At 70.2% G+C, this 25,027-nt stretch carries 23 protein-coding genes and 1 tRNA gene; 16 read left to right on the top strand and 8 right to left on the bottom strand.

The window, feature by feature from the left end; translation table 11 throughout:
* Nucleotides 1-19 precede the first annotated feature (19 nt).
* A complete protein-coding gene (locus KV102_RS06900; RefSeq protein ID WP_220342794.1) occupies nucleotides 20-820 on the top strand; it encodes an SDR family oxidoreductase in 801 nt (266 codons plus the stop codon).
* Here the strand turns inward: KV102_RS06900 and KV102_RS06895 are convergent.
* Nucleotides 817-2,061, bottom strand: a complete 1,245-nt coding sequence (locus tag KV102_RS06895; protein WP_220345705.1) for a D-arabinono-1,4-lactone oxidase — start codon at nucleotides 2,059-2,061, stop codon at nucleotides 817-819. The two genes, KV102_RS06900 and KV102_RS06895, sit on opposite strands and share 4 nt — an antisense overlap.
* Nucleotides 2,062-2,149: 88 nt before the next feature.
* A tRNA-Leu gene (locus KV102_RS06890) sits at nucleotides 2,150-2,232 on the bottom strand.
* Nucleotides 2,233-2,346: 114 nt separating this feature from the next.
* Here KV102_RS06890 and KV102_RS06885 point away from each other — a divergent pair.
* The 6 genes from KV102_RS06885 (at nucleotide 2,347) to pknB (ending at nucleotide 9,828) form a co-directional block, all read left to right on the top strand.
* A complete protein-coding gene (locus KV102_RS06885; protein WP_308290251.1) occupies nucleotides 2,347-3,270 on the top strand; it encodes a DUF3662 and FHA domain-containing protein in 924 nt (307 codons plus the stop codon).
* Entirely contained in the window at nucleotides 3,267-3,758 is a 492-nt protein-coding gene (locus KV102_RS06880) for an FHA domain-containing protein (protein ID WP_220342791.1), read from the top strand. The genes KV102_RS06885 and KV102_RS06880 overlap by 4 nt, the downstream gene beginning before the upstream one ends.
* Before the next feature lie 8 nt (nucleotides 3,759-3,766).
* Complete coding sequence (locus KV102_RS06875; protein ID WP_220345704.1) at nucleotides 3,767-5,089, top strand: PP2C family serine/threonine-protein phosphatase; 1,323 nt, start codon at nucleotides 3,767-3,769, stop codon at nucleotides 5,087-5,089.
* A complete protein-coding gene (locus tag KV102_RS06870; RefSeq protein ID WP_220345703.1) occupies nucleotides 5,086-6,471 on the top strand; it encodes an FtsW/RodA/SpoVE family cell cycle protein in 1,386 nt (461 codons plus the stop codon). The genes KV102_RS06875 and KV102_RS06870 overlap by 4 nt, the downstream gene beginning before the upstream one ends.
* A complete protein-coding gene (locus tag KV102_RS06865) occupies nucleotides 6,468-7,943 on the top strand; it encodes a penicillin-binding protein 2 (protein ID WP_220345702.1) in 1,476 nt (491 codons plus the stop codon). Before KV102_RS06870 ends, KV102_RS06865 begins: the two co-directional genes overlap by 4 nt.
* Nucleotides 7,944-8,016: 73 nt before the next feature.
* Entirely contained in the window at nucleotides 8,017-9,828 is a 1,812-nt protein-coding gene (pknB, locus tag KV102_RS06860) for a Stk1 family PASTA domain-containing Ser/Thr kinase (protein ID WP_220345701.1), read from the top strand.
* Nucleotides 9,829-10,149: 321 nt separating this feature from the next.
* Here pknB and KV102_RS06855 read toward each other — a convergent pair whose 3' ends face one another.
* Nucleotides 10,150-10,443: a cell division protein CrgA gene (locus KV102_RS06855; protein WP_220345700.1), complete on the bottom strand. Its 294-nt coding sequence runs from the start codon at nucleotides 10,441-10,443 to the stop codon at nucleotides 10,150-10,152.
* A 109-nt stretch (nucleotides 10,444-10,552) separates the two neighbouring features.
* Between KV102_RS06855 and KV102_RS19545 the strand changes: the two genes are divergently transcribed.
* Nucleotides 10,553-11,299, top strand: a complete 747-nt coding sequence (locus KV102_RS19545) for a DUF881 domain-containing protein (RefSeq protein ID WP_301022936.1) — start codon at nucleotides 10,553-10,555, stop codon at nucleotides 11,297-11,299.
* Here KV102_RS19545 and KV102_RS06845 read toward each other — a convergent pair.
* On the bottom strand, nucleotides 11,296-12,201 hold the full coding sequence (locus KV102_RS06845) for a rhomboid family intramembrane serine protease (RefSeq protein WP_220345699.1): 906 nt from the start codon (nucleotides 12,199-12,201) through the stop codon (nucleotides 11,296-11,298). The genes KV102_RS19545 and KV102_RS06845 overlap by 4 nt on opposite strands.
* A gap of 25 nt (nucleotides 12,202-12,226) precedes the next feature.
* Nucleotides 12,227-12,751 (bottom strand): peptidylprolyl isomerase, encoded by a 525-nt coding sequence (locus KV102_RS06840; protein WP_220345698.1) that lies wholly within the window; start codon nucleotides 12,749-12,751, stop codon nucleotides 12,227-12,229.
* 131 nt (nucleotides 12,752-12,882) lie between these two features.
* On the opposite strand from KV102_RS06840, the gene KV102_RS06835 reads away from it, so the two are divergent.
* Together KV102_RS06835 and KV102_RS06830 are read left to right on the top strand one after the other, a co-directional pair.
* Nucleotides 12,883-13,497: a hypothetical protein gene (locus KV102_RS06835; RefSeq protein WP_220345697.1), complete on the top strand. Its 615-nt coding sequence runs from the start codon at nucleotides 12,883-12,885 to the stop codon at nucleotides 13,495-13,497.
* 2 nt (nucleotides 13,498-13,499) lie between these two features.
* Nucleotides 13,500-14,276, top strand: a complete 777-nt coding sequence (locus tag KV102_RS06830) for an enoyl-CoA hydratase/isomerase family protein (protein ID WP_308290250.1) — start codon at nucleotides 13,500-13,502, stop codon at nucleotides 14,274-14,276.
* A 21-nt stretch (nucleotides 14,277-14,297) separates the two neighbouring features.
* Here KV102_RS06830 and KV102_RS06825 read toward each other — a convergent pair whose 3' ends face one another.
* From KV102_RS06825 to glyA, 3 genes are read right to left on the bottom strand one after another with little or no spacing between them, the layout of a single operon-like run.
* Complete coding sequence (locus KV102_RS06825) at nucleotides 14,298-14,654, bottom strand: DUF3817 domain-containing protein (protein ID WP_220342775.1); 357 nt, start codon at nucleotides 14,652-14,654, stop codon at nucleotides 14,298-14,300.
* Nucleotides 14,655-14,677: 23 nt separating this feature from the next.
* Nucleotides 14,678-15,547 carry an SURF1 family protein gene (locus KV102_RS06820; RefSeq protein ID WP_220345695.1) on the bottom strand — a complete coding sequence of 290 codons (870 nt, stop codon included), beginning with the start codon at nucleotides 15,545-15,547 and terminating at the stop codon, nucleotides 14,678-14,680.
* The gene (glyA, locus tag KV102_RS06815; protein WP_220345693.1) at nucleotides 15,544-16,836 is read right to left on the bottom strand and encodes a serine hydroxymethyltransferase; all 1,293 of its coding nucleotides are present in this window, start codon (nucleotides 16,834-16,836) and stop codon (nucleotides 15,544-15,546) included. Before glyA ends, KV102_RS06820 begins: the two co-directional genes overlap by 4 nt.
* A 277-nt stretch (nucleotides 16,837-17,113) precedes the next feature.
* Here glyA and KV102_RS06810 point away from each other — a divergent pair, with 277 nt between their 5' ends.
* From KV102_RS06810 to KV102_RS06785, 6 genes are all read left to right on the top strand, one after another.
* Entirely contained in the window at nucleotides 17,114-18,706 is a 1,593-nt protein-coding gene (locus tag KV102_RS06810) for an ABC transporter substrate-binding protein (protein ID WP_308290249.1), read from the top strand.
* A gap of 97 nt (nucleotides 18,707-18,803) precedes the next feature.
* Nucleotides 18,804-19,889: an ABC transporter permease gene (locus tag KV102_RS06805; protein WP_220342770.1), complete on the top strand. Its 1,086-nt coding sequence runs from the start codon at nucleotides 18,804-18,806 to the stop codon at nucleotides 19,887-19,889.
* Between the two features lie 10 nt (nucleotides 19,890-19,899).
* Nucleotides 19,900-22,560, top strand: coding sequence for a dipeptide ABC transporter ATP-binding protein (locus tag KV102_RS06800; protein ID WP_255560572.1), 2,661 nt, complete (start codon nucleotides 19,900-19,902; stop codon nucleotides 22,558-22,560).
* A gap of 53 nt (nucleotides 22,561-22,613) precedes the next feature.
* Entirely contained in the window at nucleotides 22,614-23,414 is an 801-nt protein-coding gene (locus KV102_RS06795; protein ID WP_220342769.1) for an alpha/beta hydrolase, read from the top strand.
* A gap of 25 nt (nucleotides 23,415-23,439) precedes the next feature.
* Nucleotides 23,440-24,219 (top strand): SGNH/GDSL hydrolase family protein, encoded by a 780-nt coding sequence (locus KV102_RS06790; RefSeq protein ID WP_220342767.1) that lies wholly within the window; start codon nucleotides 23,440-23,442, stop codon nucleotides 24,217-24,219.
* Nucleotides 24,216-24,986, top strand: coding sequence for a glutamine amidotransferase (locus KV102_RS06785; RefSeq protein ID WP_220345692.1), 771 nt, complete (start codon nucleotides 24,216-24,218; stop codon nucleotides 24,984-24,986). Before KV102_RS06790 ends, KV102_RS06785 begins: the two co-directional genes overlap by 4 nt.
* Nucleotides 24,987-25,027: the final 41 nt, after the last annotated feature.

Genomic DNA, 25,027 nt, shown 5'->3' with positions numbered 1-25,027 from the left:
ATCATATACGTTTCAACTCATGGCGACCGCGGTGATCACGGGCAGCAGCAAAGGGATCGGCTTCGGCCTGGCTCGGGAGCTGCGGTCACGCGGCTACGACGTCGTGGTCACCGGCCGACGGGAAGACTCGGTCACCGAGGCGGTGAAGCGGCTCGAGGAGGCCGATGCCCCCGGTCGGGTGCTCGGCATCGGGTGCGACGTCTCGGACCCGGCCGCCGTCCAGGCCCTGTGGGACGCAGCGGCCGCCCAGCTCGACACCATCGATCTCTGGATCAACAACGCCGGCGTCGCGCGTACGGTCCACCCGGTCGTCGACCTGCGCCCCGACTGGATCGTCGAGATGGTCACCTCCAACATGGTCGGCACGATCCTCGGCAGCCGTGTCGCCGTACGCGGCATGACCGCCCAGGGGCACGGCCAGCTCGTCAACATCCTCGGTGGCGGGTCGGACGGCAAGATCCGGCCCGGCATGACCGTGTACGGCTCGACCAAGCGCGGCCTGCGGGCGTTCACCGATGCTCTGGTGCGCGAGACCGCGGGCGGCCCCGTCCGCATCGCGTCGGTCAGCCCGGGAGTCGTCGTCACCGACGGCATGATCCGAGAGGCCCGCGAGCTGGGGCCGGAGGGCTTTGCCAGGGTGCGCAAGGCGATGAACATCCTCGCCGACCCGGTGGACGACGCCGCGCCGGCGATCGTCGACATGATCCTGTCAAACCCCAAGCACGGTGCGACGCTCAAGCGCGTCGGCAGCCTCGAGCTCGGCATGCGCTTCGCCAAGGGCGGCAAGGGCCGTGACGTCTTCGCCGGCGCAGGACTCTAGGAGCGGAGCACAGTCCGCTCCAGGAACGCGTTGCGGAAGCACCGGTCGGGATCCCGGCGGTCGGCCAGGGCCTGGAAGTCAGGAAGGCGCGGATAGAGCTCGGCGATCCGGTCCGCGCCGAGGCTGAACCACTTGCCCCAGTGCGGGCGCGCCCCGAACGGCGCCAGCGCCTCCTCGATCTCCGGCAGGAGCCGCCGCACGGCGTCGGGCTCGCGGACGAGGGTGAAGTGGATCGCGACGGTGTCGCGGCCGTACGCCGGGCTCAGCCACAGGTCGTCTCCGGGAACCGTGCGGATCTCGCTCACCTGCAGGAGCGGGTCGATCCGCGGGCCGAGCGCACGCAGCGCCTCGAAGGCCGCCGTGGCGCGGTCGCGCGGCAGGAGGTACTCGCTCTGGATCTCCGCACCGACGCTCGGCGTGAACCCCGCACGGAAGTGCGGGAGCCGCTCGAACCACGGCCCGCCCACTCCCAGCTGCGCCGTGGCGTGGATCGCGTCGATGCCGAGGATCGGGTGCTGCACGACGGTCGCCGGCACCCCCCACCGGACGGTCGGCTCGGTCGGCCGACGGCTCTTCATCCAGACCTGGTCGACCACGTCGCCTCCCCACCGGGTGAAGAGGCTCACACTGTCGGCCGACGAGGAGACCGCGTCGAAGTCCGTGAGGACCGTCTCCCACGGCACCGCGTTGCGCACGTCCTGACGGACGTCGTACGTCGGCTCGACGCGCAACGTCACCCGGGTGACGATCCCCAGGGCTCCGAGGCTCACGACCGCGCCGCGGAGGTCCGGGTCGGCCTCGGTCGTCCACGCCAGGTCGCCGTCGGGTCCGACCGTCTCCAGGGCGGTGACCGCACCGGCGAGCGTCGGGGCGGCGTCCCCCGACCCGTGCGTCGCTGTGGCGACGGCACCCGCGACGGAGATGTGCGGCAACGACGCCATGGCGCCGAGCGCCCAGCCGGCACGGTGCAGCACCGGCGCGATCTCGGCATACGAGGCCGCGGCACCGACCGTGGCCGTGCCGGCGTCGGCGTCCACGACCACCGTGCGCGGGATCGCGTCGAGACTCACCAGCAGCCCGGCCGAGTCCGCGAGGTCGTGGAAGGAGTGACGGCTGCCCAGCGCACGCACGCGTGGAGAGTCCGCCACAACCCTGCGGAGCTCGTCCACGCTCGACGGACGGCGCAGGGCGGCTGCCGCGTACGTGTGGGTCTCGGCCCAGTTGCGACCCGGGGTCGTCACGAGTCCACCGTCCCACGGCCGAGGCTCGGGTGGCAGGTCCCGGACGCACGAGATCCCGGCCAGGAGACCTGACCGGGATCGTGTCGTGTGCGCGAGGGGGGACTTGAACCCCCACGTCCTTGCGGACACTGGCACCTGAAGCCAGCGCGTCTGCCATTCCGCCACTCGCGCGAGTGCTTGGTGAGTCTAACAGCCGTCACCGAGGCCCGATCTGCGGGTGGCGGTCCACCGTGGGGCGTGTGACGGCGACACCCGCTCATGTCGGCCCGATACGATCAAGTGGACGTGCGGGGGTCATCTCCGCGAGAGTACGCGTGTCCGCTCGACGACGGCACCAGACGACAGGAGGAGGTCGCGGCGATGGGAGTGCTCCAGCGCTTCGAGCAGCGGCTCGAGGATGCCGTCTCCGGCGCCTTCGCGCGGGTGTTCCAGAGTGCGGTCCAACCGGTCGAGATCGCGGCTGCTCTGCAACGTGAGCTCGACAACGGTGCTCAGATCCTCTCGCGCGACCGGGTCCTGGTCCCCAACGACTTCACCGTCGAGCTCTCGCAGATCGACTACGAGCGGCTCGCCCCGTACGGCGGCACGCTCTCGGGCGAGCTCTCCGAGCTCGTGCACGAGCACGTAGCCGAGCAGCACTACACGCTCGCGGGGCCGCTCAAGCTCGAGTTCGTCCACCAGCCCGACCTGACGACCGGCCGCTTCCGGATCCGCTCGCGCGCCTCCGCCGCCGTGACCCCCGCCGCGGGTGTCCGCATGACCGACACCGCCGTCGCCAAGGCACCGGTGGTCCTCGAGGTCAACGGCGTGCGCCACCCCGTCGAGCCGCCCGGCGTCGTGATCGGCCGCGGCACCGACGCGCAGCTGCGCATCAACGACCCCGGCGTCTCCCGCAAGCACGCTCAGTTCCGCGTCTTCCTCGAGGGCAGCAGCGTCCGCGTCGCGATCGAGGACCTCGGGTCGACCAACGGCATCGTGGTCGACGGGCGACGCGTCACCCACGCCGTCCTCACCGACGGCTCACGGGTTCAGCTGGGCAACACGCTGGTCGTGGTCCGCAACCCGCACGCGCGCCCCGGACCCCCGGTCGGGCCGACCGGCCCGGTGGCCCCACCCGGCCCCGCGCCGGCCGCACCGGGATCTCCGCCGCCGTACGCCGGGCCCTCGCAGCCGCCGCCGCAGGCCGGGCCACAAGGCGGTCGCTGGTGACCGAGCTGACCCTGACCCTCATCAAGCTCGGATTCCTCGCGGTGCTGTGGCTCTTCGTACTCTCCGCGGTCTCAGTGATCCGCTCCGACATCTTCGGTGCCAAGGTCGACACGACGCGCGCGCCGCAGCCCCAGCCGCCGCGGCAAAAGAAGTCCAAGCAGCCCCGCGCACCCAAGGGCCGCAAGCCCAAGCGCGGGATGCCGTCGACGCTCGTGGTCACCGACGGGCCCAACGCCGGCCAGCTGGTGCCGGTCACGGGCGCGGACATCCTGCTGGGCCGCGGCACCGACGCCGCCATCAGGCTCGACGACGACTACGTCTCGACCCGCCACGCGCGCTTCTCGACCAACGGCGAGCAGTGGTACGTCGAGGACCTCGGCTCGACCAACGGCACCTACCTCGGCAGCCAACGTGTGACGTCCCCCGTCCCGGTCGACCTCGGCATGCCCGTGCGCCTGGGCAAAACCGTGGTCGAGCTCCGGAAGTAGGACGCCCCTTGCCCGCTCACCAGACACGCCTCGGCTACACCTACGTCGCCCTCTCGGACGTCGGACGCAGGCGGAACTCCAACCAGGACTCCGGTTACGCCAGCCCGCACCTGCTCGTGATCGCCGACGGCATGGGAGGCGCGGCCGCGGGAGACCTCGCCTCCTCCGAGGTCATGCACGTCGTACGCCGCCTCGACCGGCCGCCGAACGGCGACGTCATCGAGGCGCTCGCCGGCGCCGTGCACCGTGCCAACGACCGTCTCGCCGAGGTGATCGAGGACGACCCGAGCGTCGAGGGGATGGGGACGACCCTCACCGCTCTGCTGTGGAACGGCACGACGTTCGGCCTTGCCCACATCGGCGACTCCCGCGCCTACCTGATGCGCGACGGCCACCTTCACCAGATCACCAAGGACCACACGCTCGTCCAGAGCCTGGTCGACGAGGGCCGTCTGACCCCCGAGGGGGCGCGGTCCCACCCCAACCGCTCCCTGATCCTCCGCGTCCTGCTCGGTCGCGACGACGCCGAGCCCGACCTGACCCTGATCGAGCCGCGGCTGGGCGACCGCTACCTGCTGTGCAGCGACGGGCTGTCCGACATGGTCGACGACGACTCCATCGCCGACGTCCTGGCCAACGCCCCCACGGTGGACTCGGCGGCCGTGGAGCTGGTCCAGCGGGCGCTGGCCGGCGGTGGCGCCGACAACGTCACCGTCATCCTGGGCGAGATCATCGACCTTGATGCCCCGCCCGACCCGACCCTCGCCTCCGCCGACGGGCAGCCGATGCTCGTCGGAGCCGCCTCCGAGCAGGCGCGACCGGGCTCCGGACCGACCACCGCGACCAACCTCGACGCCGTGCCGGCGATCGACGACGACGCGGGCGGCGCCGGTGCCGCGCGCGCCAACGGCGACGGCACGGCCGACCCCGAGGCGCTCCGGTACGCTCCTCGGCCGCCCCAGCGCTACGTGTGGCTGCGGCGACTGGTCGTGATCGCGGTCGTCGTCGGCCTCCTCGCCCTCGCCGCCAAGCTGACCTACGACTGGACCCAGCGCCAGTACTACGTAGGCACCTCCGACGGCAACGTGGCCATCTTCCGCGGCATCCAGGCCGACCTGCCGCTCCTCGAGCTCGACAGCGTCGAGGAGGTCACCGACGTCACGCTGGCGTCGCTGCCGACGTTCCGCGCGAACCAGGTCGAGAAGGGCATCACGTCGACCTCGCTGGCCGACGCCCGCGACACCATCGACCAGCTCCGTGACATCGCGGCCCGCTGCGCCGACCCCGCCCAGGCCAACGCGCCCGGTGCGGAGTGCGGGGGCGTCGAGTGAGCACCCCAGCGACCAGCCCCGCCGTCGTCCACCGCAAGCGCCGAGGCGCCGAGGCGCTCCTCGTGGCGCTCGCTCTCGTGATCGTCATCTTCGCCTTCTGCGCCGTCGGGCTCGGCGCCCGCGGCAAGGTCCCCGGCTTCGTCGCCGGCCTCGCCGTCCTCCTCGTGGTGATCGCCGTGGCGACGCACCTCGTCGTCCGGTTCGTGGCGCCGTACGCCGACCCGGTGCTGGTGCCGCTGGTCGTCGCCCTCAACGGGCTGGGCGTCGCCATGATCTACCGGCTCGACCTGGCACGCCTCGACCGCCTCGGCGACGAGGCCAAGCAGTTCGCCGGACGCCAGGTGATGTGGACCGCGATCGGCCTGGCCCTGTTCGTGGCCGTCCTGCTCATCGTGCGTGACCACCGCAAGCTCCAGGCCTACACCTACACGTTCGGGCTCACCGCGCTCGTGCTGCTGATCCTCCCGCTGCTGCCCGTCATCGGGACGCAGATCAACGGCGCCCGCATCTGGATCCGGGTCGGCGGCCTGAGTCTCCAGCCGGGCGAGTTCGCCAAGATCTGCCTGGCGATCTTCTTCGCCGGCTACCTCGTCGTGAAGCGCGACGCCCTCGCGCTGGCAGGCCGGCGGTTCATGGGCATCGACTTCCCCCGCGGCCGCGACCTCGGCCCCATCCTCGCCGCGTGGCTCGTGAGCCTCGGCGTCCTCATCTTCCAGCGCGACCTCGGTTCTTCGCTGCTGTTCTTCGGCCTCTTCGTCGTCATGCTCTACGTCGCCACCGAGCGGCCGGGGTGGCTCGTGGTGGGCACCCTTCTGTTCGTCGGGGGCGCGACCTTCGCCGCGACGACCTTCAGCCACGTCCAGAGCCGTGTCGACGCCTGGCTCAGCCCCTTCCCGGTGACCGAGGGCACGTTCCAGCTGACCCAGGGCCTGTTCGGCATGGCGTGGGGTGGCCTCCTCGGACGCGGGCTCGGTGAGGGCAACCCCTTCCTCACCCCGTTCGCCTACTCCGACTTCATCTTCGCCTCCTTCGCCGAGGAGCTCGGGCTCGCCGGCGCGATGGCGATCCTGCTGATGTACGGCCTGATCGTGGAGCGAGGGCTGCGGATCGCGCTGCTGTGCCGGGACGCGTTCGGCAAGCTTCTCGCGACAGGTCTCGCCGTGTCCTTCGCGCTCCAGGTGTTCGTCGTCGTCGGCGGCGTCACCCGCATCATCCCGCTCACCGGCCTCACCACCCCGTTCATGTCGTACGGCGGGTCCTCGATCCTCGCCAACTGGGCGATCGTCGCGCTGCTGCTGCGGATCAGCGACCAGAGCCGGCGTCCGCCCCCGGAGGCGGCGCCGCTGGAGATGGACGACTCGACCCAGGTGGTGAAGCTGTGAACCGGCCGATCCGCGTGATGTCGATCGTGTGCCTGATGCTCTTCGTCGCGCTGCTCCTCGGGGTCAACTACATCCAGTTCGTCGACGCCGACACGCTCAACGCCAAGAACGGCAACCGACGTGTCATCGACGAGCAGTTCGCCCGTGAGCGCGGCCCGATCCTCGTCGGCGACCGACCGATCGCCGAGAGCGTCCCGGTCGACGACGTCTGGAAGTTCCAGCGCCGCTACCCCGAGGGCAAGCTCTACAGCGACATCACCGGCTACTTCAGCTACACCTACGGGCGCAGCGGCCTCGAGCAGTCCCAGAACTCGATCCTCTCCGGCAGCGACAACCGGCTCTTCGTCAACCGCGTCGTCGACCTGATCGGATCCAACCAGCCTCGTGGTGGCAGCGTGTCGGTGACGATCAACCGCAAGGCCCAGCGAGCCGCCGCCGAGGGCCTCGACGGTCTCCCCGGTGACGCCAAGGGCGCTGCGGTCGCGATCGACCCGAGCACCGGCGCCGTCCTGGCGATGACCGGCACCCCGACCTACAACCCCAACGTGCTCGCGAGCCACGACCTCGACGCCGTCACCAAGGCATGGGACCGGCTCAACGCCGACGAGGACCAGCCGATGCTCAACCGCTCGACCCAGCAGACGCTGCCGCCGGGGTCGACGTTCAAGATCGTCACCGCTGCCGCCGCCATGGAGAACCTCGACCTCACCCCCTCCAGCAAGGTCAAGGGCGGGAGCGCCCTGTCCGCACCCGGCTTCGGGTCATACCAGCTGGTCAACCAGGGCGGGGGCAACTGCGGCGGCAAGAACATCACCCTGACCCAGGCGCTCGAGGTCTCCTGCAACGTCACCTTCGGCGACCTCTCGATGAAGGTCGGTCAGGCCGCCATGCAGGCGCAGGCCGATGCCTTCGGGTTCGGGACCCGGCCGATCGAGCAGGTCGCCAGCAACCCCAGCCAGTTCACCGGCGACCCCGACGCCGAGCTCGACCCGCCCCAGCTCGCGCAGAGCGGCATCGGGCAGTTCGAGGTGTCGGCGACCCCGCTGCAGATGGCGATGGCGACCGGCGCGATCGCCAACGGCGGAGCGCTCATGAAGCCTTACCTCGTGTCGACGGTGCGCTCGCCCGACCTCAAGACGATCGAGACCGCCAAGCCGGAGAAGATCCGCGACGCGATCTCGGGCGGCACCGCGGCCGGGCTGAGCCAGATGATGGTCGACGTCGTCGACAACGGCACCGGCTCGTCGGCCGCGATCTCGGGGGTCGAGGTCGGCGGCAAGACCGGCACCGCGCAGTCCACGTCGGACCGTCCGCCCTACGCCTGGTTCGTCTCGTTCGCCCCCGCCGACGACCCCAAGGTCGCGGTCGCGGTGGTGGTCGAGTCCTCCAGCACCGGACGCGACGACATCTCGGGCGGCCGGCTGGCAGGACCCATCGCCAGATCGGTCATGGAGGCGGTGATCGGTCGATGACACGCCCTCTGCACGGGATTCTCACCGCCCGACCGGTATTTTTGAGCAGTTGCCTTGAAGGAAGCAGGAAACGATGACCGAAACGCCCACCGGCCCGGGTCGGGGCTACGCAGGGCCTCCGGGTGCGTACGGCCGCCTCGGCGACCGCTACGAGATCGGCGGCGTGCTGGGCAGTGGAGGCATGGCCGAGGTCCGCATCGGACGCGACCTGCGGCTCGGCCGCACCGTGGCGATCAAACGCCTCCGCATCGACCTGGCCAGCGACCCCACGTTCCTCGCCCGCTTCCGGCGCGAGGCGCAGTCCGCAGCCGCTCTCAACCACCCCTCGATCGTCGCGGTCTACGACACCGGCGAGGCGACCGGGCCTGACGGGCACACGGTGCCGTTCATCGTCATGGAGTACGTCGAGGGCAAGACGCTGCGCGACCTCCTGCGCGAGATGGAGCGCGAGGGTCGCAAGATCCTCCCCGAGCGCACGCTCGAGATCACCGCCGACATCCTCGCCGCGCTCGACTACAGCCACCGTGCGGGCATCATCCACCGTGACATCAAGCCGGCCAACGTGATGCTCACGCCGTCCGGCCAGGTCAAGGTCATGGACTTCGGCATCGCCCGCGCGATCGCCGACACCTCCTCGGCGATGACGCAGACGGCCGCCGTGGTGGGCACCGCCCAGTACCTCTCGCCGGAGCAGGCGCGCGGCGAGACCGTCGACGCCCGCAGCGACATCTACTCGACCGGCTGCCTCCTCTACGAGCTGCTCACCGGGCGGCCGCCGTTCCAGGGCGACAGCCCGCTCTCGGTCGCGCTCCAGCACGTGCGCGAGGAGGCTCCGCCGCCGTCGACGTTCAACCCCGAGGTCACGCCGGTGGTCGACCGCGTCGTCGCGAAGGCCCTGGCCAAGCGCACCGACGAGCGCTACCAGAGTGCCGCCGAGATGCGCGCCGACATCGAGCGTGTCCTCGCGGGTCAGCCCACCGCTGCCTCTGCGGCCCCGACGGCCCAGTACGCAGCTGTCCCGGCCGCCCCAGCGACCGAGGCGCTGCCGCCGGCCAACCTCCCCCCGGCCGCCGGCGACGAGGAGGACGGCAAGAGCAGGCGATGGGTCTGGATCCTGTCCGCGATCGCCGCGCTGCTGGTCGTCGGGCTGGCAGCATGGGGCATTCCCGAGCTCATGGGCAAGGACGACACCACAGAGACCCCCAAGGTCGCGATGCCTGACGTCGTCGGCATGGGCCAGGCCGCCGCCGAGCGCAAACTGACCGGACCCGAGTTCGGCTTCACGGTGGGCGAGATCAAAAAGACTGCGAGCGCCGACGTCGACGCCGGCAAGGTCATCTCGACCGACCCCGCCCCGGGAATCGACACGCCGAAGGGCGACAAGACGACCGTCACCATGGTCGTCTCGACCGGGCCGGAGCGGGTGGAGGTCCCCTACCTCGTCGGCCTCAAGCTCAAGGCCGCCAGAGAGCAGCTGAAGGCGGCGGGTCTGACGTACGAGGTGGTGGTCCAGGAGAGTGACGCGCCCAAGAACGAGGTTCTCAAGACCGACCCGGTCCCCGGGGAACCGGTCGATCCCGGCACGTCGGTCACGTTGACCGTCTCCGCCGGCAAGTCGAAGGTCCCGGACGTGGTCGGCAAGATGCGTGACGAGGCCGAGGCGATCCTCGAGGACGCCGGCTTCAAGGTCCGGGTCTTCGAGCAGCCGTCGTCGGACCAGCCGGCAGGAACCGTCACCGAGCAGATCCCCGGCGCCGATGCCGAGGCCGACCCCGGCGCACAGATCATCCTGACGGTGTCGAGCGGTCCTGAGACGACCGACCCGACCGACCCGGGTGTGTCACCCGTTCCCGAGGCTCCGACCATCCCTGACGGAGAGGGCTGACCGACCAGCGCGAACTGGCGTGGGACCAGTCTGAGCAGAGCCCCGGCATCGTCGTGATGCCGGGGCTCTGTGCTGTCCAAAAACTGTGGACAACGTCTCATCCTGCTGTCCGCCGTACGCCCGATGACCGCCCGGCGCCCGGACAGCCCGTCCTTTTCCAGATAGTTTCGACCTGCTTTTCCCCCTCCCGAACGCGGCAAGGGCCCCGAACTCCTCAGAGTTCGGGGCCCTTGGCCGTCCACAGGGTTATCCCCAGTGTGGAGAACTACACCGTTGTAAGTACGGGGTGGTCGTCATTCCCGCCGCGTCATTCCCGCGTTGTCATTCCCACTTCATCGCGAACCCGAAGGCCGCGACGATGAAGCCCATCCCGATCACGAGGTTCCAGCTCTGCAGATCCTTCATGACGGGGATGTCGTTGCCGGCGGTGTAGAACGCGACGATCCACACCAGCCCGATCACGGCGCACGCGATCATCAAGGGAGCGGCCCAGCGGTTGCCCAGCTTGACCGGCTTCACGGGCTTGCGGCGCACCTCCGAGGCCTCCGCCGCAGCCTCACGCTTCGCGGGGTTGCCCGAACGTGCTGGGGACTTGTTGGACTCGGCTTCAGACACTCAGCACACCTCGACAGGACGGGCACGCCCCCGGCAGGGGACGGCATCGGCAATTGGTTGTGTCGGCTAGCGTAGTCGGCGCACCTCGGGGTCGAGAAGGAGAGCACCCGTGACGGTCCAGGACGACGACGCGCAGACGCCGCGACGACGGCGTGATCCATGGCGGATCGCGGTCCCTGTGACGACCGCGCTCGCCGGGGCGCTCTTCGTGACCAGCGCCATCAGCTCCGAGGGTGGTGACCTCCGCAAGGAGGGCACGGATCTCCCGGCCCTCGTCGAGCAGCGCCGCGAGAGCGTCGCCGCGCAGCAGCAGGTCGTCGACGACCTGAGCACGCAGATCGAGACCCTCGCCGAGGACGTCGAGAACCGCGAGGTGACGACCGCTCGGCAGGAGGTGAAGGCCCTGCGTGGCCCTGCCGGCTTCACGGAGGTGAGCGGCCCCGGCCTCCGGGTCTCCTTGGAGGACGCGCCGCGTGAGGTCGACGAGCCAGGGCTCGACCCGAACCTCCTCGTCGTGCACCAGCAGGACATCCAGGCGTTCGTCAACGCCTTGTGGGAGGGCGGGGCGAGCGCCGTCACGCTGCAGGGCCAGCGCCTCATCTCCACCACGGGCATCAAGTGCGTCGGCAACACCGTCATCCTCAACGGCGTCCCCTACTCACCGCCATACGTCATCGAGGCCGTCGGCGACGTCGGCGACCTGTACTCAGGGCTCGACCTCTCGGGCGCGGTGGAGGTCTACCGCGACTACGCCGACCGCTACCAGCTCGGTCTGTCGATCACCACCAAGGCCGAGATCGTCGCGCCCGCCTACGCCGGCACCGTCGACCTCCAGCACGCCACGCCCGTCGGTTAGCCCAGCTGCAGGGTGCGCCACGCCGTGACGACGACGATCGCCGCCCAGACCGCGCCGAAGGCGGCGTACTGGACGAGCGTCCGTCGAGCGCGGGGGGCGTATGCGAACGCCGCACCGAGGAGCAGACCGGTCACGAAACCGCCGAGGTGACCCTGCCAGCTGATGTTGGGCACCGCGAACGTGATCACCACGTTGATCCCGACGAGCACGAGCAGTCCACGGACGTCCTGGCCCTGCTTGTACATGATCACCAGCGCCATCCCGAACAGCGCGAAGATCGCTCCGGACGCGCCCAGCGTCGGCTGGTTGGGCGGGCTCAGCACGTAGACGAACACCGAGGCTGCCACGGCTGACGTGAGGTACGCGATGAGATAGCGCACCGTGCCGAGATAGCGCTCGAGGACGGGTCCGAACAGATACAACGCGTACATGTTGAACGCGATGTGCAGGATTCCTGCGTGCAGGAACGCCGAGGTCAGGAGCCGCCAGTAGGCACCGTCGTCGACTCCGCGCAGCGTCTCGATCGAGCCGTCGGAGAGCTGGTAGACGGCCGAGTCGCCGAGCATGACGCCCCAGGACCACAACGGGCTGTCACCCAGGCCACCGGTCGCCACCATCGCGACGTAGGCGAGGACGTTGATCCCGATCAGGGTCAGAGAGACCGTGCCCGGCTTGCCGGGGACCAGGCCACCGCCGGCCGTGCGCGCCTGACGCACCTGCGCCTGCCCCTCCCGCACGCAGCTGGGGCACTGGTAGCCGACCGAGGCGGGGCGCATGCAGTCCGGACAGATCGGCCGCCCGCAGCGCTGGCAGGCGATGTAGGTCTCGCGGTCGGGGTGCAGGTAGCACCGGGGCGGCACCTCGTGAGGTGCCGCCCCCGCGTCGTACGGGGATTCAGACATCGCGGTCTCGCCCCGGTGGAGGCGCTCAGCCCTCGCTGACGACGACCGACTCGATCACGACCGGCTCGACGGGACGGTCCATGCGACCGGTCTTCGTCGTGCCGATGGCGTCGACGACCGCCTTGCTCTCCTCGTCGGCGACCTCGCCGAAGATGGTGTGGCGACGGTTGAGGTGCGGGGTCGGCCCCGTGGTGATGAAGAACTGCGAGCCGTTGGTGCCCGGCCCGGCGTTGGCCATCGCCAACAGATAGGGACGGTCGAACTGGAGCTCGGGGTGGAACTCGTCCTCGAACTGGTAGCCCGGTCCGCCCGTGCCGGTGCCGAGGGGGTCACCGCCCTGGATCATGAAGCCGTCGATCACACGGTGGAAGGTCGTCCCGTCGTAGAACGGGTCGTTGCGCTCAGCGCCCGTCTCGGGGTCCCGCCACGTCTTCGTGCCGGTCGCGAGACCGACGAAGTTGTCCACGGTCTTGGGAGCGTGGTGGGGGAAGAGCCGGATGGTGATGTCACCACGGTTGGTCTTCAGCGTCACGGTCGACTGGTCAGCCACGATTGCCTCTCGTTCGGTGTTCGTGCACTGCCCATCCTCCCATGCGCCTCCCAACGCTCAGCCATCAGCGAGGTCACCGCGACCTCGGTACCGTGGTGCGCAAACAGACCGCTTTCCATGGAAGGCAGACAATGTTGCTGCGCAAGAAGAAGTCCAAGGGCGAGGTGCTCACCGAGAAGGTCGGCGATCTCTGGGAGAGTGCCTCCCAAACGGTCTCCGGCAAGGCGGACTCCCTCGCCAGCACCGTCGGGCCGAAGTTCGACGACGCTCGCCAGGCGGCGGCGCCCGTGGTCGCGAAGAAGGTCGCCGACACGCAGGATCGTGCTCGGGATGCCGCGGAGCTGTCCAAGCGCCAGGCCAGGAAGGCGAGGAAGCGCGCTGCGGAGCTCGCTGCGCTCGGAGCGGCGGCCGCTGCGGCCAAGGCCAAGTCTCAGGCCGACGCTGATGCCGACGCCGAGGCCGAGGCGGCGAAGCCCAAGAAGAAGCACCGCATCCGCAGGTTCGTCTTCGTCGCCGCCGTCGGCGGGGCGATCGCGTTCGCGGTCAAGAAGCTGACCTCGGCGCCGTCGGGTGGCAGCTACACGCCGCCGCCCCCGCCGCCGGAGCCGATCCGTCCGAACCACCAGACGGCGACTCCGCCCAGCCCGTCGGCGGCCCAGCCGCCCGAGGGACTGGACGACGACGCCCTCGGCTACCCGGGCGCCGGTCCGGGTGCCGGTCAGGGACCGACGTCCGACAAGATCTGAGAGTGCCTCTCACTCTCACGCGTGAACCGAGCGGCGCCGCGATCCTCGCGATCGCGGCGCCGCCGCTCAATCTGTACTCGCTCGACCTCCACCGGAAGTTCGAGGAAGCCCTCGACGACCTGGCGGTCCGTCCTCCCCGTGCCCTCCTGATCCGCGCCGAGGGCACGGTCGTCTCGGGCGGTGTCGACGTCTCGCTCTTCGACTCGCAGACCTCCGCCGCCGACGGCAAGATCCTCTTCGACCGGATGCTCGAGCTGCCGCTGCGTGTCGCCGCGCTCGACTACCCGGTCGTCTTCGCCGCGCACGCGCTGTGCCTGACCTGGGCCTTCGAGCTCGCCCTCGCGTGCGACCTCATCGTCGCCTCCGAACGCGCGAGGTTCGGTCTCGTCGAGAAGGTCGTCGGCCTCACCCCGACGATGGGTGGGACACAGCGCCTTGCGGCGCGTGCCGGCATCGGCCGCGCCAAGGAGCTGGTGATGACCGGTGACCTGTACGACGCCGCGACCCTGGCACGCTGGGGTGTGGTGAACCGTGTCCACCCCGCCGACGAGCTCGACGATGCGGTGACGGAACTCGTCACGACGCTCGCTGCGGGGCCGACCCGCGCCCACGCGGCCACGAAGGCCGTGCTCCGCGCCGTCGAGCGCGGCGGTGTCGCCGCTGCGGACGACGAGATCACGGCGATCGCCGCAGCGCTCTACGACACCGAGGACATGCGTGCGGCGATCCGGTCGTTCCTGGAGGACGGGCCGGGTAAGGCGACGTACGTCGGGCGCTGACCCTGCGCGGACGGCGCCTCGCTACTGCGCTGCGGCCGCCTCGGCCTCGGCCTCGTACGACGCCCACAGCTCCTTGGTGTGCCGCGTCGCCCGGTGCTCGGCCCAGAAGGACACGAACGGGATCGTGGCCAGCACCATCGTCGTCACGGTGAACCCGACGCTCCATCCCGCCTGCCGGGAGAGCACGGCCGTGATCACGAGCAGCACCATGTAGAAGACGCCGTGGATCGGCGAGATCGACGCGGTGAACTCACCGATGTCGTGCCACGTGCTGCCCTCCGCGGAGACCATCTTGATGATCCAGCCGCCGACGACGGCGATCACGAAGAAGCTGACGACGAGCGCGAGGACGCGGTAGGCGGCGAGTGTCTTGGGCACGCTCTCGAGCCTACCTGCGGCGCTCAACGCAGCGCCGACGACCTCTCGTCGTCGCGGGCGCGGGCCCGCGCCCGTGCGGCCTCCTGCGCGGCCCGCTTCGCCGCCGGGACCCGGGCCTGGACCACACCGCCCTCGCGCCGCAGGTCCAGACACATCCGCCACCACATGAAGAGGGCGAAGGCGCCGAAGATCCACCACTCGATCGCGTACAGCAGGTTGCGCAGACCGGCCGTTCCGTCCTGGGTCTGCTCGGGGACCTCCGCAGGTGCGAGCCCTGCGCCGTCGGCCGGCGTCTGCGCCGTGACGATGCCGTAACCGCCGTAGAGGTCGTACGGCACGACGTTGACCAGCCGGGGGATGCGGACGCCGTCGATGACGCGGGTCTCCTCGTCGAAGCCGGTGCCACGCGCGTCACCCGGCTGGAGCACCACCTCGAGCGCGACGTCGCCCTCCGGCACGGGCGGCAGAGCACCGGCATCGGGCGACCATCCACGGACCACGAGCAGCGCCGCCGGACGGTCCGACGCCCCAGCGACCTCGTCGACCAGGACGGGCGCCAGCAGCCAGTAGCCGTCTCGACCGCTCTGCTTCCGACCCGACACCCACACCTGCCGCTCGGCCGGGGCGAACGTGCCGGTCAGCGCGACCGTGCGGGAAGCCGCCGTGGTCGTGAACGGCTCGTCCGGGCCGAGCACGTCCTGGAGCGGCACCACGGACGCGGTCGTCTGGTCCGCCTCGGCCTCCGCGCGCCGGTCGTCGTACACGCCCATCTGCCACAACCCCATGAAGACCGTGAAGGTGACGGCCACCACGACGAGGGCGTGCAGCCCCCACAGTCGCGGCGACAGCCAACCCACGCGGGCGCGGGTGGTCGGGGCAGGCGGGGTGCTCACGACAGTGGTGGCAGCGACGGGTAGAGCGGGAAGCGGTCGGTCAGCACGGCGACCCGCTTGCGCAGCGCCTCGGCATCGATCGCGCCGGGCTGCAGTGCGTCGGCGATGATGTCGGCCACCTCGCGGAACTCCTCGGCCCCGAAGCCGCGGGTGGCCAGCGCCGGCGTGCCGATCCGCAGCCCCGAGGTCACCATCGGCGGACGCGGGTCGTTGGGGACGGCGTTGCGGTTGACGGTGATGCCCGCCTCGTGGAGCCGGTCTTCGGCCTGCTGGCCGTCGAGGGTCGAGTCGCGCAGATCGACGAGGACCAGGTGGACGTCGGTGCCGCCGGTGAGGACACTGACCCCGGCGCTCTTCATGTCGTCGGCGGTGAGCCGCGCGGCCAGGATGCGAGCACCCTCGATGGTGCGCTCCTGGCGCTCCTTGAACTCCGGCTGCGCGGCCATCTTGAACGCGACCGCCTTCGCGGCGATCACGTGCTCGAGAGGGCCGCCCTGCTGACCGGGGAAGACGGCCGACCGGATCTTTTTGCCGATCTCGGGGTCGTTGCTGAGGATCACGCCACCGCGAGGTCCGCCCAGGGTCTTGTGCGTCGTGGACGTGACGACGTGAGCGTGCGGCAGAGGGCTGGGGTGGAGACCGGCGGCGACGAGACCGGCGAAGTGCGCCATGTCGACCATGAGCATCGCGTCGACCTCGTCGGCGATCGCACGGAACTCGGCGAAGTCGAGCTGCCGCGGGTAGGCCGACCAGCCGGCGATGATGAGCCGCGGGCGGTGCTCGTGGGCCAGCCGGCGGACCTCCTCCATGTCGACACGGTGGTCCTCGTCGCGGACGTGGTAGGCGACGACGTCGTAGAGCCGGCCGGAGAAGTTGATCTTCATGCCGTGCGTCAGGTGGCCGCCGTGCGCGAGGTCGAGGCCGAGGATCGTGTCGCCGGGCTTGATGAGCGCGTGCATCGCTGCAGCGTTGGCCTGCGCGCCCGAGTGCGGCTGGACGTTGGCGTACGAGGCGTCGAACAGCGCCTTGAGCCGGTCGATCGCGAGGTTCTCGGTGATGTCGACGAACTCGCAGCCTCCGTAGTAGCGCTTGCCGGGATATCCCTCGGCGTACTTGTTGGTCATCACGCTGCCCTGCGCCTGCAGCACGCCGAGCGGGGCGAAGTTCTCGGAGGCGATCATCTCGAGGGTTCCCTGCTGGCGCCCGAGCTCCGCGTCGATCGCGGCGGCGACCTCAGGATCGAACTCGGCGAGGGTCTGGTTCAGCGCGGACGGCTGGTTGATGGTCATCGAGCAGACTCCTGGAGCGCGGCGGCGGGCGGCGGGCGGACGAATCGCCCCTCCCAGCGTAGCCGGACCCACGCCACCCTGGCCCTCCGCGTCGAGGCGCCTTCGCGGGCCCACGCCGTATAACAGTCGCGTGAAGGTTGCGGCCGCCTCCTAGGTCGAGGCCGCGGGCAGGAGTAGCGTGCCGACCGGCTGTCCGCCATGCGGACAGCCTTACCCGACGAGGTGCGGCCGACCGCAAGATTCTTCGGCCGTGCGCCTCCGACACGAGGAGAACTACGTGAAAAAGCTGAGAGCAGCAGTCGCCGTCGCCGGCGCGACCGCCTTGGCCCTGGGCGCTTCGGCGTGCGGCGCCGGCAACAACGAGGACGAGTCGGGCTCCGGTGGCGACAGCATGGTCGTCGGCACCACCGACAAGGTTGTCTCGATCGACCCCGCCGCCGCGTACGACAACGGCTCGCTCATGGTCCAGACGCAGGTCTACCAGTACCTGCTGAACTTCCCCGAGGGTGAGACCGAGCCTCAGCCCGACGCCGCCGAGAAGTGCGACTTCGACACGCCGACGACGTACACCTGCACGATCAAGGACGGCTTGAAGTTCGCCAACGGCAACCCGTTGACGGCGAAGTCGGTGGCCCACTCCTTCCAGCGCATCGTCACCATCAACGACCCGAACGGCCCTGCGTCGCTCCTGGTCAACATGGCCAAGGTGGAGGCCAAGGACGACAAGACCATCGTCTTCACGCTCAAGTCGCCCAACGACCAGACCTTCCCGCAGGTCCTCGTGACCTCGGCCGGCCCGATCGTCGACGAGCAGACCTACCCGGCCGACAAGGCGCTGAGCGACGAGGAAGCCGTCAAGGTGGAGGGCTTCTCCGGTCCGTTCACGATCGGCCAGTACCAGAAGGGCCAGCTGGCGCAGTTCAAGAAGAACGCCGACTACGACGGCGCGTACAACGACGCCAAGACCGACACGATCACGCTGAAGACCTACACCGACAGCAACAACCTCAAGCTCGACATCGAGAAGAAGAACATCGACGTCGCCTGGCGGTCGCTGACGCCGACCGACATCGAGAGCCTCGAGGGCACCGACGGTGTCACCGTCCACAAGGGTGCGGGCGGCGAGCTCCGCTACATCGTCTTCAACCTGAAGACGATGCCCGGTGCCGACGACGCCCAGAAGCTCGCGATCCGCAAGGCCGTCGCCTCCTCGGTCGACCGTGACGCGATCTCCGAGCAGGTCTACAAGGGCACGTACACCCCGGCGTACTCGCCGATCCCCGAGGGTCTGCCGGGTGCGACCGAGGCGTTCAAGGAGGCGTACGGCGAGAAGCCGGACGCCGCCGCGGCCAAGAAGTTCCTCGACGACGCCGGGGTCAAGACGCCGGTGACGATCAACCTCCAGTACAACCCCGACCACTACGGCGGCAGCTCCGACCAGGAGTACAACGAGGTCAAGCGTCAGCTCGAGGACACCGGTCTCTTCAGGGTCGACCTGCAGTCGGCCGAGTGGACCACGTACAACGAGGAGCGCGTCAAGGACACCTACCCCGTCTACCAGCTCGGCTGGTTCCCGGACTTCCCGGACGCCGACAACTACGTGACGCCGTTCTTCGACAAGGACAACTTCATCGGGAACCACTACGAGAACCCGAAGATGACTGCCCTGCTCGCCGCGGAGCGCACCGAGCCCGACAAGGCGAAGCGCGAAGACCTCCTCGGCCAGGTCCAGCAGCTCGCGGCGGAGGACATCTCCACGCTGCCGCTGCTGACCGGCGCCCAGGTCGCCGTGGCGACCGACGACGTGAAGGGTGTGGAGAACACGCTCGACGCGGCGTTCAAGTTCCGCCTGACCTCGCTGTCCAAGTGACGGCAACCGAGGTTTGAGCACCACCTGAGAGGGGCGGGCCCCGGCTCCGGCCGGGGCTCGCCCCTGCTTCGTCCGCCCCCTGAAAGCAGGTTGTCCCATGGCGACGACAGAGCTCCTGACCGGGCCCGAGCCCGAGGTTCCCAGCGGCCCTCGGCGCTCCGGTGGCCTGAGCCCGTTGACCCGCTACCTTCTCGTCCGCGTGGCTCTGGTGATCCCGATGATGTGGGTCCTGGTCACGTTCGTGTTCTTCTTGATGCGGGTGATCGGCGACCCGATCAGCGCCGCTCAGGGGGGCCGCCTCACCCCGGAGCAGATCGCCGAGCGCAAGGCCGCGGCCGGGCTCGACGCCCCGATCCTCCAGCAGTACTGGGACTACATGACGGGCATCCTCCGCGGTGACTTCGGCACGGCGCTCACCGACGGCCGCGCCATCTCCGACGTGCTGGTCGTGAACGGCGCCGCGACCCTGGAGCTGGCCTTCTGGGCGCTGCTGGTGGCCTTCGGCCTCGGCGTCCCGCTCGGGCGCCTGGCGGCCCGCCACCGCGACACCTGGCCCGACGCGGTCCTCCGGGTCTTCTCGATCCTCGTGTACGCGGCGCCGGTGTTCTTCGTCGGCCTGCTCCTCAAGCTCGCGTTCGTGCCGCTCGGACTCCCGGTCGCCGGCCGTGCGAGCACCGAGGTGGAGCTGACGCTGCAGGGGGTCGAGCCGCAGACGCACGTGATGATCATCGACGCGATCCTCTGGGGTGACCCCGCCTACGTGTGGGACGTCCTCAAGCACGCGATCCTTCCGGCGATCGCCCTCGGCCTGCTGACCGGAGGCGTCTTCCTGCGGCTGGTCCGGGTCAACCTGATCCAGACGCTGCGGACCGACTACGTCACCGCGACCCGGGCACGTGGCATCCCCGAGCGCCGCGTCGTGCGCAAGCACGCCTACCGCAACGCGCTCGTCCCGGTCGTCACCGTGATGGGACTCCAGGTGGCGCTGCTGCTCGCCGGCGCGGTCCTCACCGAGACCACCTTCGAGTGGCAGGGGATCGGCTACACGCTGGCCGACTACCTCGTGAAGCGCGACTTCGTCGCCGTCCAGGGCATCGTGACCGTGATCGCCCTCGTCGTCGCGGTCTCGAGCCTGCTGATCGACGTCATCGTCGCGTTCGTCGACCCCCGCGTGCGGTTCTGAGGAGACACCGATGATCTCTCTGCTCAAGTCCACCCACGGCCTCCAGCGCGGCATGCTCGTCGCCGGCCTCGCCCTCGTGACGGTCTTCCTCCTTCTCGCCGTCTTCGCTCCCTGGCTGGCGCCGTACGGCTTCAACGAGACCCGCGTCGACGGCGTGCCGTTCGGCACGCAGCAGCCGCCCTCGGCCGAGCACTGGTGGGGCACCAACGTCGGCGGCCAGGACGTCCTCTCGCGGGTGATCTACGGGGCCCGCACCGCGGTCGTCGTGATCGTCCTCGCGGTCGTGTTCTCGCTCGTCATCGGTGTCCCGCTGGGCCTCCTGTCGGGCTTCCTCTCCGGGCCGGTCGACCGAGTGCTGGTGCTCGTGATGGACGCGCTGTATGCGTTCCCGTCGCTGCTGCTGGCCATCGTCGTCGCGATCGTGGTCGGCGGTGGCTCCTCCGGGGTCGTCGGCGGCGTGCTCGCCGCGGCGATCGCACTCACCGTCGTCTTCATCCCGCAGTACTTCCGGGTGGTGCGCAACGCGACGCTCGCGGTCAAGGTCGAGCCGTACGTCGACGCCGCCCGCGTCGTCGGCACCAGCACCCCCCGCATCCTGTTCCGCCACATCCTGGCCAACGTCCGCCAGTCGGTGCCGGTGATCGCGACCCTCAACGCGTCGGAGGCCATCCTCACGCTCGCCGCCCTCGGATTCCTCGGCTTCGGCATCGAGCCGTCGTCGGCCGCCGAGTGGGGCTACGACCTCAACAAGGCGATGTCGGACGCGACGAACGGCATCTGGTGGACCGGCATCTTCCCGGGCATGGCGATCGTCTTGATGGTGCTCGGCGTGACTCTCGTGGGGGAGAGCCTCAACGACGTCCTCAACCCGCTCCTCAAGGCCCGCGGTGGTGACACCACCACCTCCGACGAGGAGGAGATCAGCGCCGAGTACGAGGAGGCGGTCGCGGAGTCCGGCCTCGACGAGGAGGTCGCCCAGGAAGCCGCCGCGCTCGACGCCGACGTGCGCCGGGTCTCGACGCTGAGCCTGACCGACCTGGCCGTCACCTTCCACACCGGTGCCGCTCCGGTGAACGCGGTCAAGGGCGTCAGCTTCGACGTCGCACCGGGGGAGGTCGTCGCGGTCGTCGGCGAGTCCGGCTCCGGCAAGTCCGTCACGTCCCGCGCCGTCCTGGGCCTGCTGCCGGCCACCGCGGAGGTGTCCGGCTCGGCGCTCCTGCGGACCGGCGACAGCGACTCGCGCGAGCTCAACGGGATGTCGGAACGTCGGCTCCGGGCCGTCCGGGGCAACCAGGTGTCGATGATCTTCCAGGAGCCGGGTACGGCCCTGGACCCCGTCTACACGGTGGGCTGGCAGATCGTCGAGATGATCCGCGCCCACCGCGACATCTCCAAGAAGGCGGCGCGGGCGCGCGCCGTCGAGCTGCTGGAGATGGTCGGGCTCCCCGACCCCGAGCACCGCGTCGACTACTACCCGCACCAGCTGTCCGGCGGGCAGAAGCAGCGCGTCATGATCGCGATGGCGATCGCGCTCGAGCCGGACGTCATCATCGCCGACGAGCCCACGACGGCCCTCGACGTGACGGTCCAGGCCGCGATCATCCAGCTGCTGCTGGACCTCCGTGACCGGCTCGGCACGGCGATCGTCCTCATCACGCACAACATGGGCGTCGTCGCGGACGTGGCCGACCGTGCCGTGGTGATGTATCGCGGCGAGATCGTCGAGCAGGCCCCGGTGGACCGGCTGTTCACGGCACCGCGTCACCCGTACACCCGTCGGTTGCTGGACGCCGTCCCTCACCTCGGGCAGGGCGCGGGTGCCCCCGTGGTGCCCGACACAGCGCCGCCGGTGCTGTCGCTGCAGGGCGTGACCGTCGAGTTCGCGGGGCGTCTGGGCCAGCCGGCGTTCCGTGCGGTCGACGGCGTCGATCTCGCGGTGCGTCGTGGGGAGGTGCTCGGTCTGGTCGGCGAGTCGGGCAGCGGCAAGTCCACCCTCGGCCGGGTGGCCGTGGGACTCCAGAAGGTGACCGAGGGTGCCGTGCTCATCGGCGAGGAGGACATCACCACGCTGTCCGACCGTCGGCTGCGCCCGCACCGAGCGCGCTTCGGGTTCGTCTTCCAGGACCCTGCCGCCTCGCTCAACCCTCAGATGACGATCAGCGAGTGCGTCGCCGAGCCTCTCAAGGTGCAGAGCGACCTCTCCGCGGCCGATCAGCGGGCCAAGGTCGCGGCGCTCCTCGACCGGGTCCAGCTCTCGGCGTCGTACGCCGGTCGCTACCCGCACGAGCTCTCGGGCGGGCAGCGTCAGCGCGTCAGCCTCGCGCGCGCCCTGGCCCTCGACCCGGACCTGCTGATCGCCGACGAGCCGACGTCGGCGCTCGACGTGTCGGTGCAGGCCAAGGTGCTCGACCTGTTCTCCGAGCTCCAGCGCGAGCTGCAGTTCGCCTGCCTCTTCATCAGCCACGACCTGGCGGTCGTCGACGCACTGTCGAACCGGGTCGCGGTGATGCGGCAGGGACGCATCGTCGAGGAGGGGCTGCGGCAGGACGTCCTCCAGTCGCCGAAGGAGGACTACACGAGGAAGCTCATCGCCGCCGTGCCGGTGCCGGACCCGGCCGAGCAGCGTCGTCGTCGTGAGGCCCGGGGAAGTCTGCTCAGCGACGTGGAGTGACGCCGGGGGTCGGCGTGGTTGCTGAGAGGGAGGGACGCTGCGATCCTCGCTCCATGACTGCGCCGACCACCACCTCGTACGAAGGACACCTCGCGCCGCTGGTCGTCCATCGCTGGGCCCCGGAGGCACCTCGGTGGATCGCCGTCCTCGTCCACGGGTACGCCGAGCACCTCGGCCGCTATCAGCACGTGGCGCAGCGCCTGGTCGACGACGGCGCGCTGGTCGTCGGCCCGGACCACCTCGGGCACGGCGCGTCGGACGGGGAGAGGGTCCTGATCCCGGACTTCGGTCCGGTGATCGCCGATCTCCACGGAGTCGTGGAGCAGGCACGCACGGAACACCCGGGACTGCCCGTCGTGATGATCGGACACTCGATGGGCGGCATGATCGCCGCACGCTACGGCCAGCGGTTCGGTGACGAGCTGGCTGCGCTGATCCTGTCGGGCCCCGTCCTCGGCTCGTGGAGAGTGTTGAAGCTGGCCGAGCGTGCCGAGATCCCCGACCTCCCGATCGATCCGTCGACGCTCTCGCGTGATCCTGGCGTCGGGGAGGCGTACGCCGCCGACCCGCTGGTCTGGCACGGACGGTTCCGACGCGAGACGCTCATCGCTGTGCGTCTCGAGCTGGCGCGTATCGGCGAGGGTCCTCGGCTGGGGTCTCTCCCGACGCTGTGGATGCACGGCGAGGACGACGCGATCGTCCCGATCGGCCCCACGCGTGAGGGCATCGAGCGCATCAAGGGCGACGACTTCACCGACGTGACCTATCCCGGCGCGCGGCACGAGATCTTCAACGAGACGAACCAGGACGAGGTGCTCGCCACGACCACGGCGTTCGCCCTCGCTCATGTCTAGAAGCGGCGTTGCCTAGGCTTGACGCATGACGACCTATCGGCGCTTCGTCGCGCTCGGCGACAGCACTACCGAAGGCATCGGCGACGAGCCGTACGCCGACGGCACCCCGCGCGGCTGGGCCGACCGCTTCGCCGCGCTCCTCGCCGACGCCGAGCCGGGCGTGGCCTACGCCAACCTCGCCGTCCGCGGCAAGGGCGCGCGCGAGGTCCACCACGAGCAGCTTGCGCCCGCGCTGACGCTCGCGCCGGATCTGGCGAGCGTCCTGGTCGGCATGAACGACCTGATCCGCCCGCGGTTCTCGGCCGAGGTAGTGGTCGGGCACGTCGACGCGATGACCGCCGCGCTGCGTCGTGGCGGTGCCACCGTGCTCCTCATGACCTTCCCCGACCTCGCGGCCGTATCCCCGGTGGGACGAGCGGTCCGGGGCCGCGTCGTGGCGCTCAACCGTGGCCTACGGACGGTCGCGGCGCGGCGCGGCGCCACGCTGCTCGACATCACCACCGTGCCGGCCGCCGGCGATCCACGGATCTGGGCCGAGGACAGGCTCCACCTCAATCCTGACGGCCATGTGCTGCTGGCGCGTGCGATGGCCGCCGCTGCCGACCTGCCCGACGCCGACCCGTCGTGGCGCGAACCCCTGCCGCCGCCGGAGCCCCGGACCCCACGGCAACGGCTCGGCACGGAGGTGGCCTGGTACGGGACCCACGTACGCCCGTGGCTCGGCCGGCGGCTGACGGGCCGCTCGTCCGGCGACGGGCGCACGGCCAAGCGCCCCGACCTGGCGCCGGTACCCTCGACCACGTGAGACCGTTCCTGCTCCTCAGCATCCGCGCCGACGACGATGCCGCCGACGAGGAGTACGCCGCGTTCCTCCGGTTCGGAGGGCTCACCGAGGAGACCCTGCACCGCGTCCGGATGGAGACGACGTCGCTCGACGGCGTGGCGATCGACGACTACGCCGGTTTCATCCTCGGCGGCGGCCCGTTCAACGCCAGCGACCCTCCGGAGACCAAGTCGAGCGTCCAGCGCAGGGTCGAGGCGGAGCTGGCTGAGCTTCTCGACGACGTCGTCGACAAGGACGTGCCGTTCCTCGGCGCGTGCTACGGGATCGGGGTCCTCGGCACCCACCAGGGCGCGACCGTCGACCGACGGTTCGGGGAGCCGATCAGCAGCGTCCCGGTGACCCTGACCGAGGCGGGTCGCGACGACCCGGTCTTCGGTGCGCTGCCCGAGACCTTCACGGCGTTCGTCGGTCACAAGGAGGCCATCAGCACCCTGCCTCCGACGGCCGTCGTGCTGGCGTCGTCACCGCAGTGCCCGGTCCAGGCGTTCCGGGTGGGTCGGCACGTCTACGCCACGCAGTTCCACCCCGAGCTCGACGTCGAAGGACTGTGCACCCGCATCACGACGTACCAGCACCACGGCTACTACGACCCTCCGGAGCACGACGCCCTCCAGGACATGGCACGAGCGAGCGTCGTGGTCGACCCGCCGACCGTCGTACGCCGCTTCGTGGCCGTGGCCCAGGAGCGCGAGCAGAGCCGGACCCCGGCCGGGGCACGGCGGCACTGACAGACGCGTACGGCCCGACCGAAGCCTCGGTCGGGCCGTAC

This window comes from Mumia sp. zg.B53 (assembly GCF_019550935.1).
Classification (GTDB): Bacteria; Actinomycetota; Actinomycetes; order Propionibacteriales; family Nocardioidaceae; genus Mumia.
Note: the sequence above shows the minus strand (reverse complement) of the source record. Positions and strands in the feature narration are given on the sequence as shown.

Coding starts and splice junctions, on each gene's coding strand:
- KV102_RS06845 (WP_220345699.1), bottom strand. CDS start 12,201: ATGTCTGAATCCCCGTACGACGCGGGGGCGGCACCTCACGAGGTGCCG.
- KV102_RS06805 (WP_220342770.1), top strand. CDS start 18,804: ATGGCGACGACAGAGCTCCTGACCGGGCCCGAGCCCGAGGTTCCCAGC.
- KV102_RS06795 (WP_220342769.1), top strand. CDS start 22,614: ATGACTGCGCCGACCACCACCTCGTACGAAGGACACCTCGCGCCGCTG.
- KV102_RS06800 (WP_255560572.1), top strand. CDS start 19,900: ATGATCTCTCTGCTCAAGTCCACCCACGGCCTCCAGCGCGGCATGCTC.
- KV102_RS06900 (WP_220342794.1), top strand. CDS start 20: ATGGCGACCGCGGTGATCACGGGCAGCAGCAAAGGGATCGGCTTCGGC.
- KV102_RS06790 (WP_220342767.1), top strand. CDS start 23,440: ATGACGACCTATCGGCGCTTCGTCGCGCTCGGCGACAGCACTACCGAA.
- KV102_RS06835 (WP_220345697.1), top strand. CDS start 12,883: ATGTTGCTGCGCAAGAAGAAGTCCAAGGGCGAGGTGCTCACCGAGAAG.
- glyA (WP_220345693.1), bottom strand. CDS start 16,836: ATGACCATCAACCAGCCGTCCGCGCTGAACCAGACCCTCGCCGAGTTC.
- pknB (WP_220345701.1), top strand. CDS start 8,017: ATGACCGAAACGCCCACCGGCCCGGGTCGGGGCTACGCAGGGCCTCCG.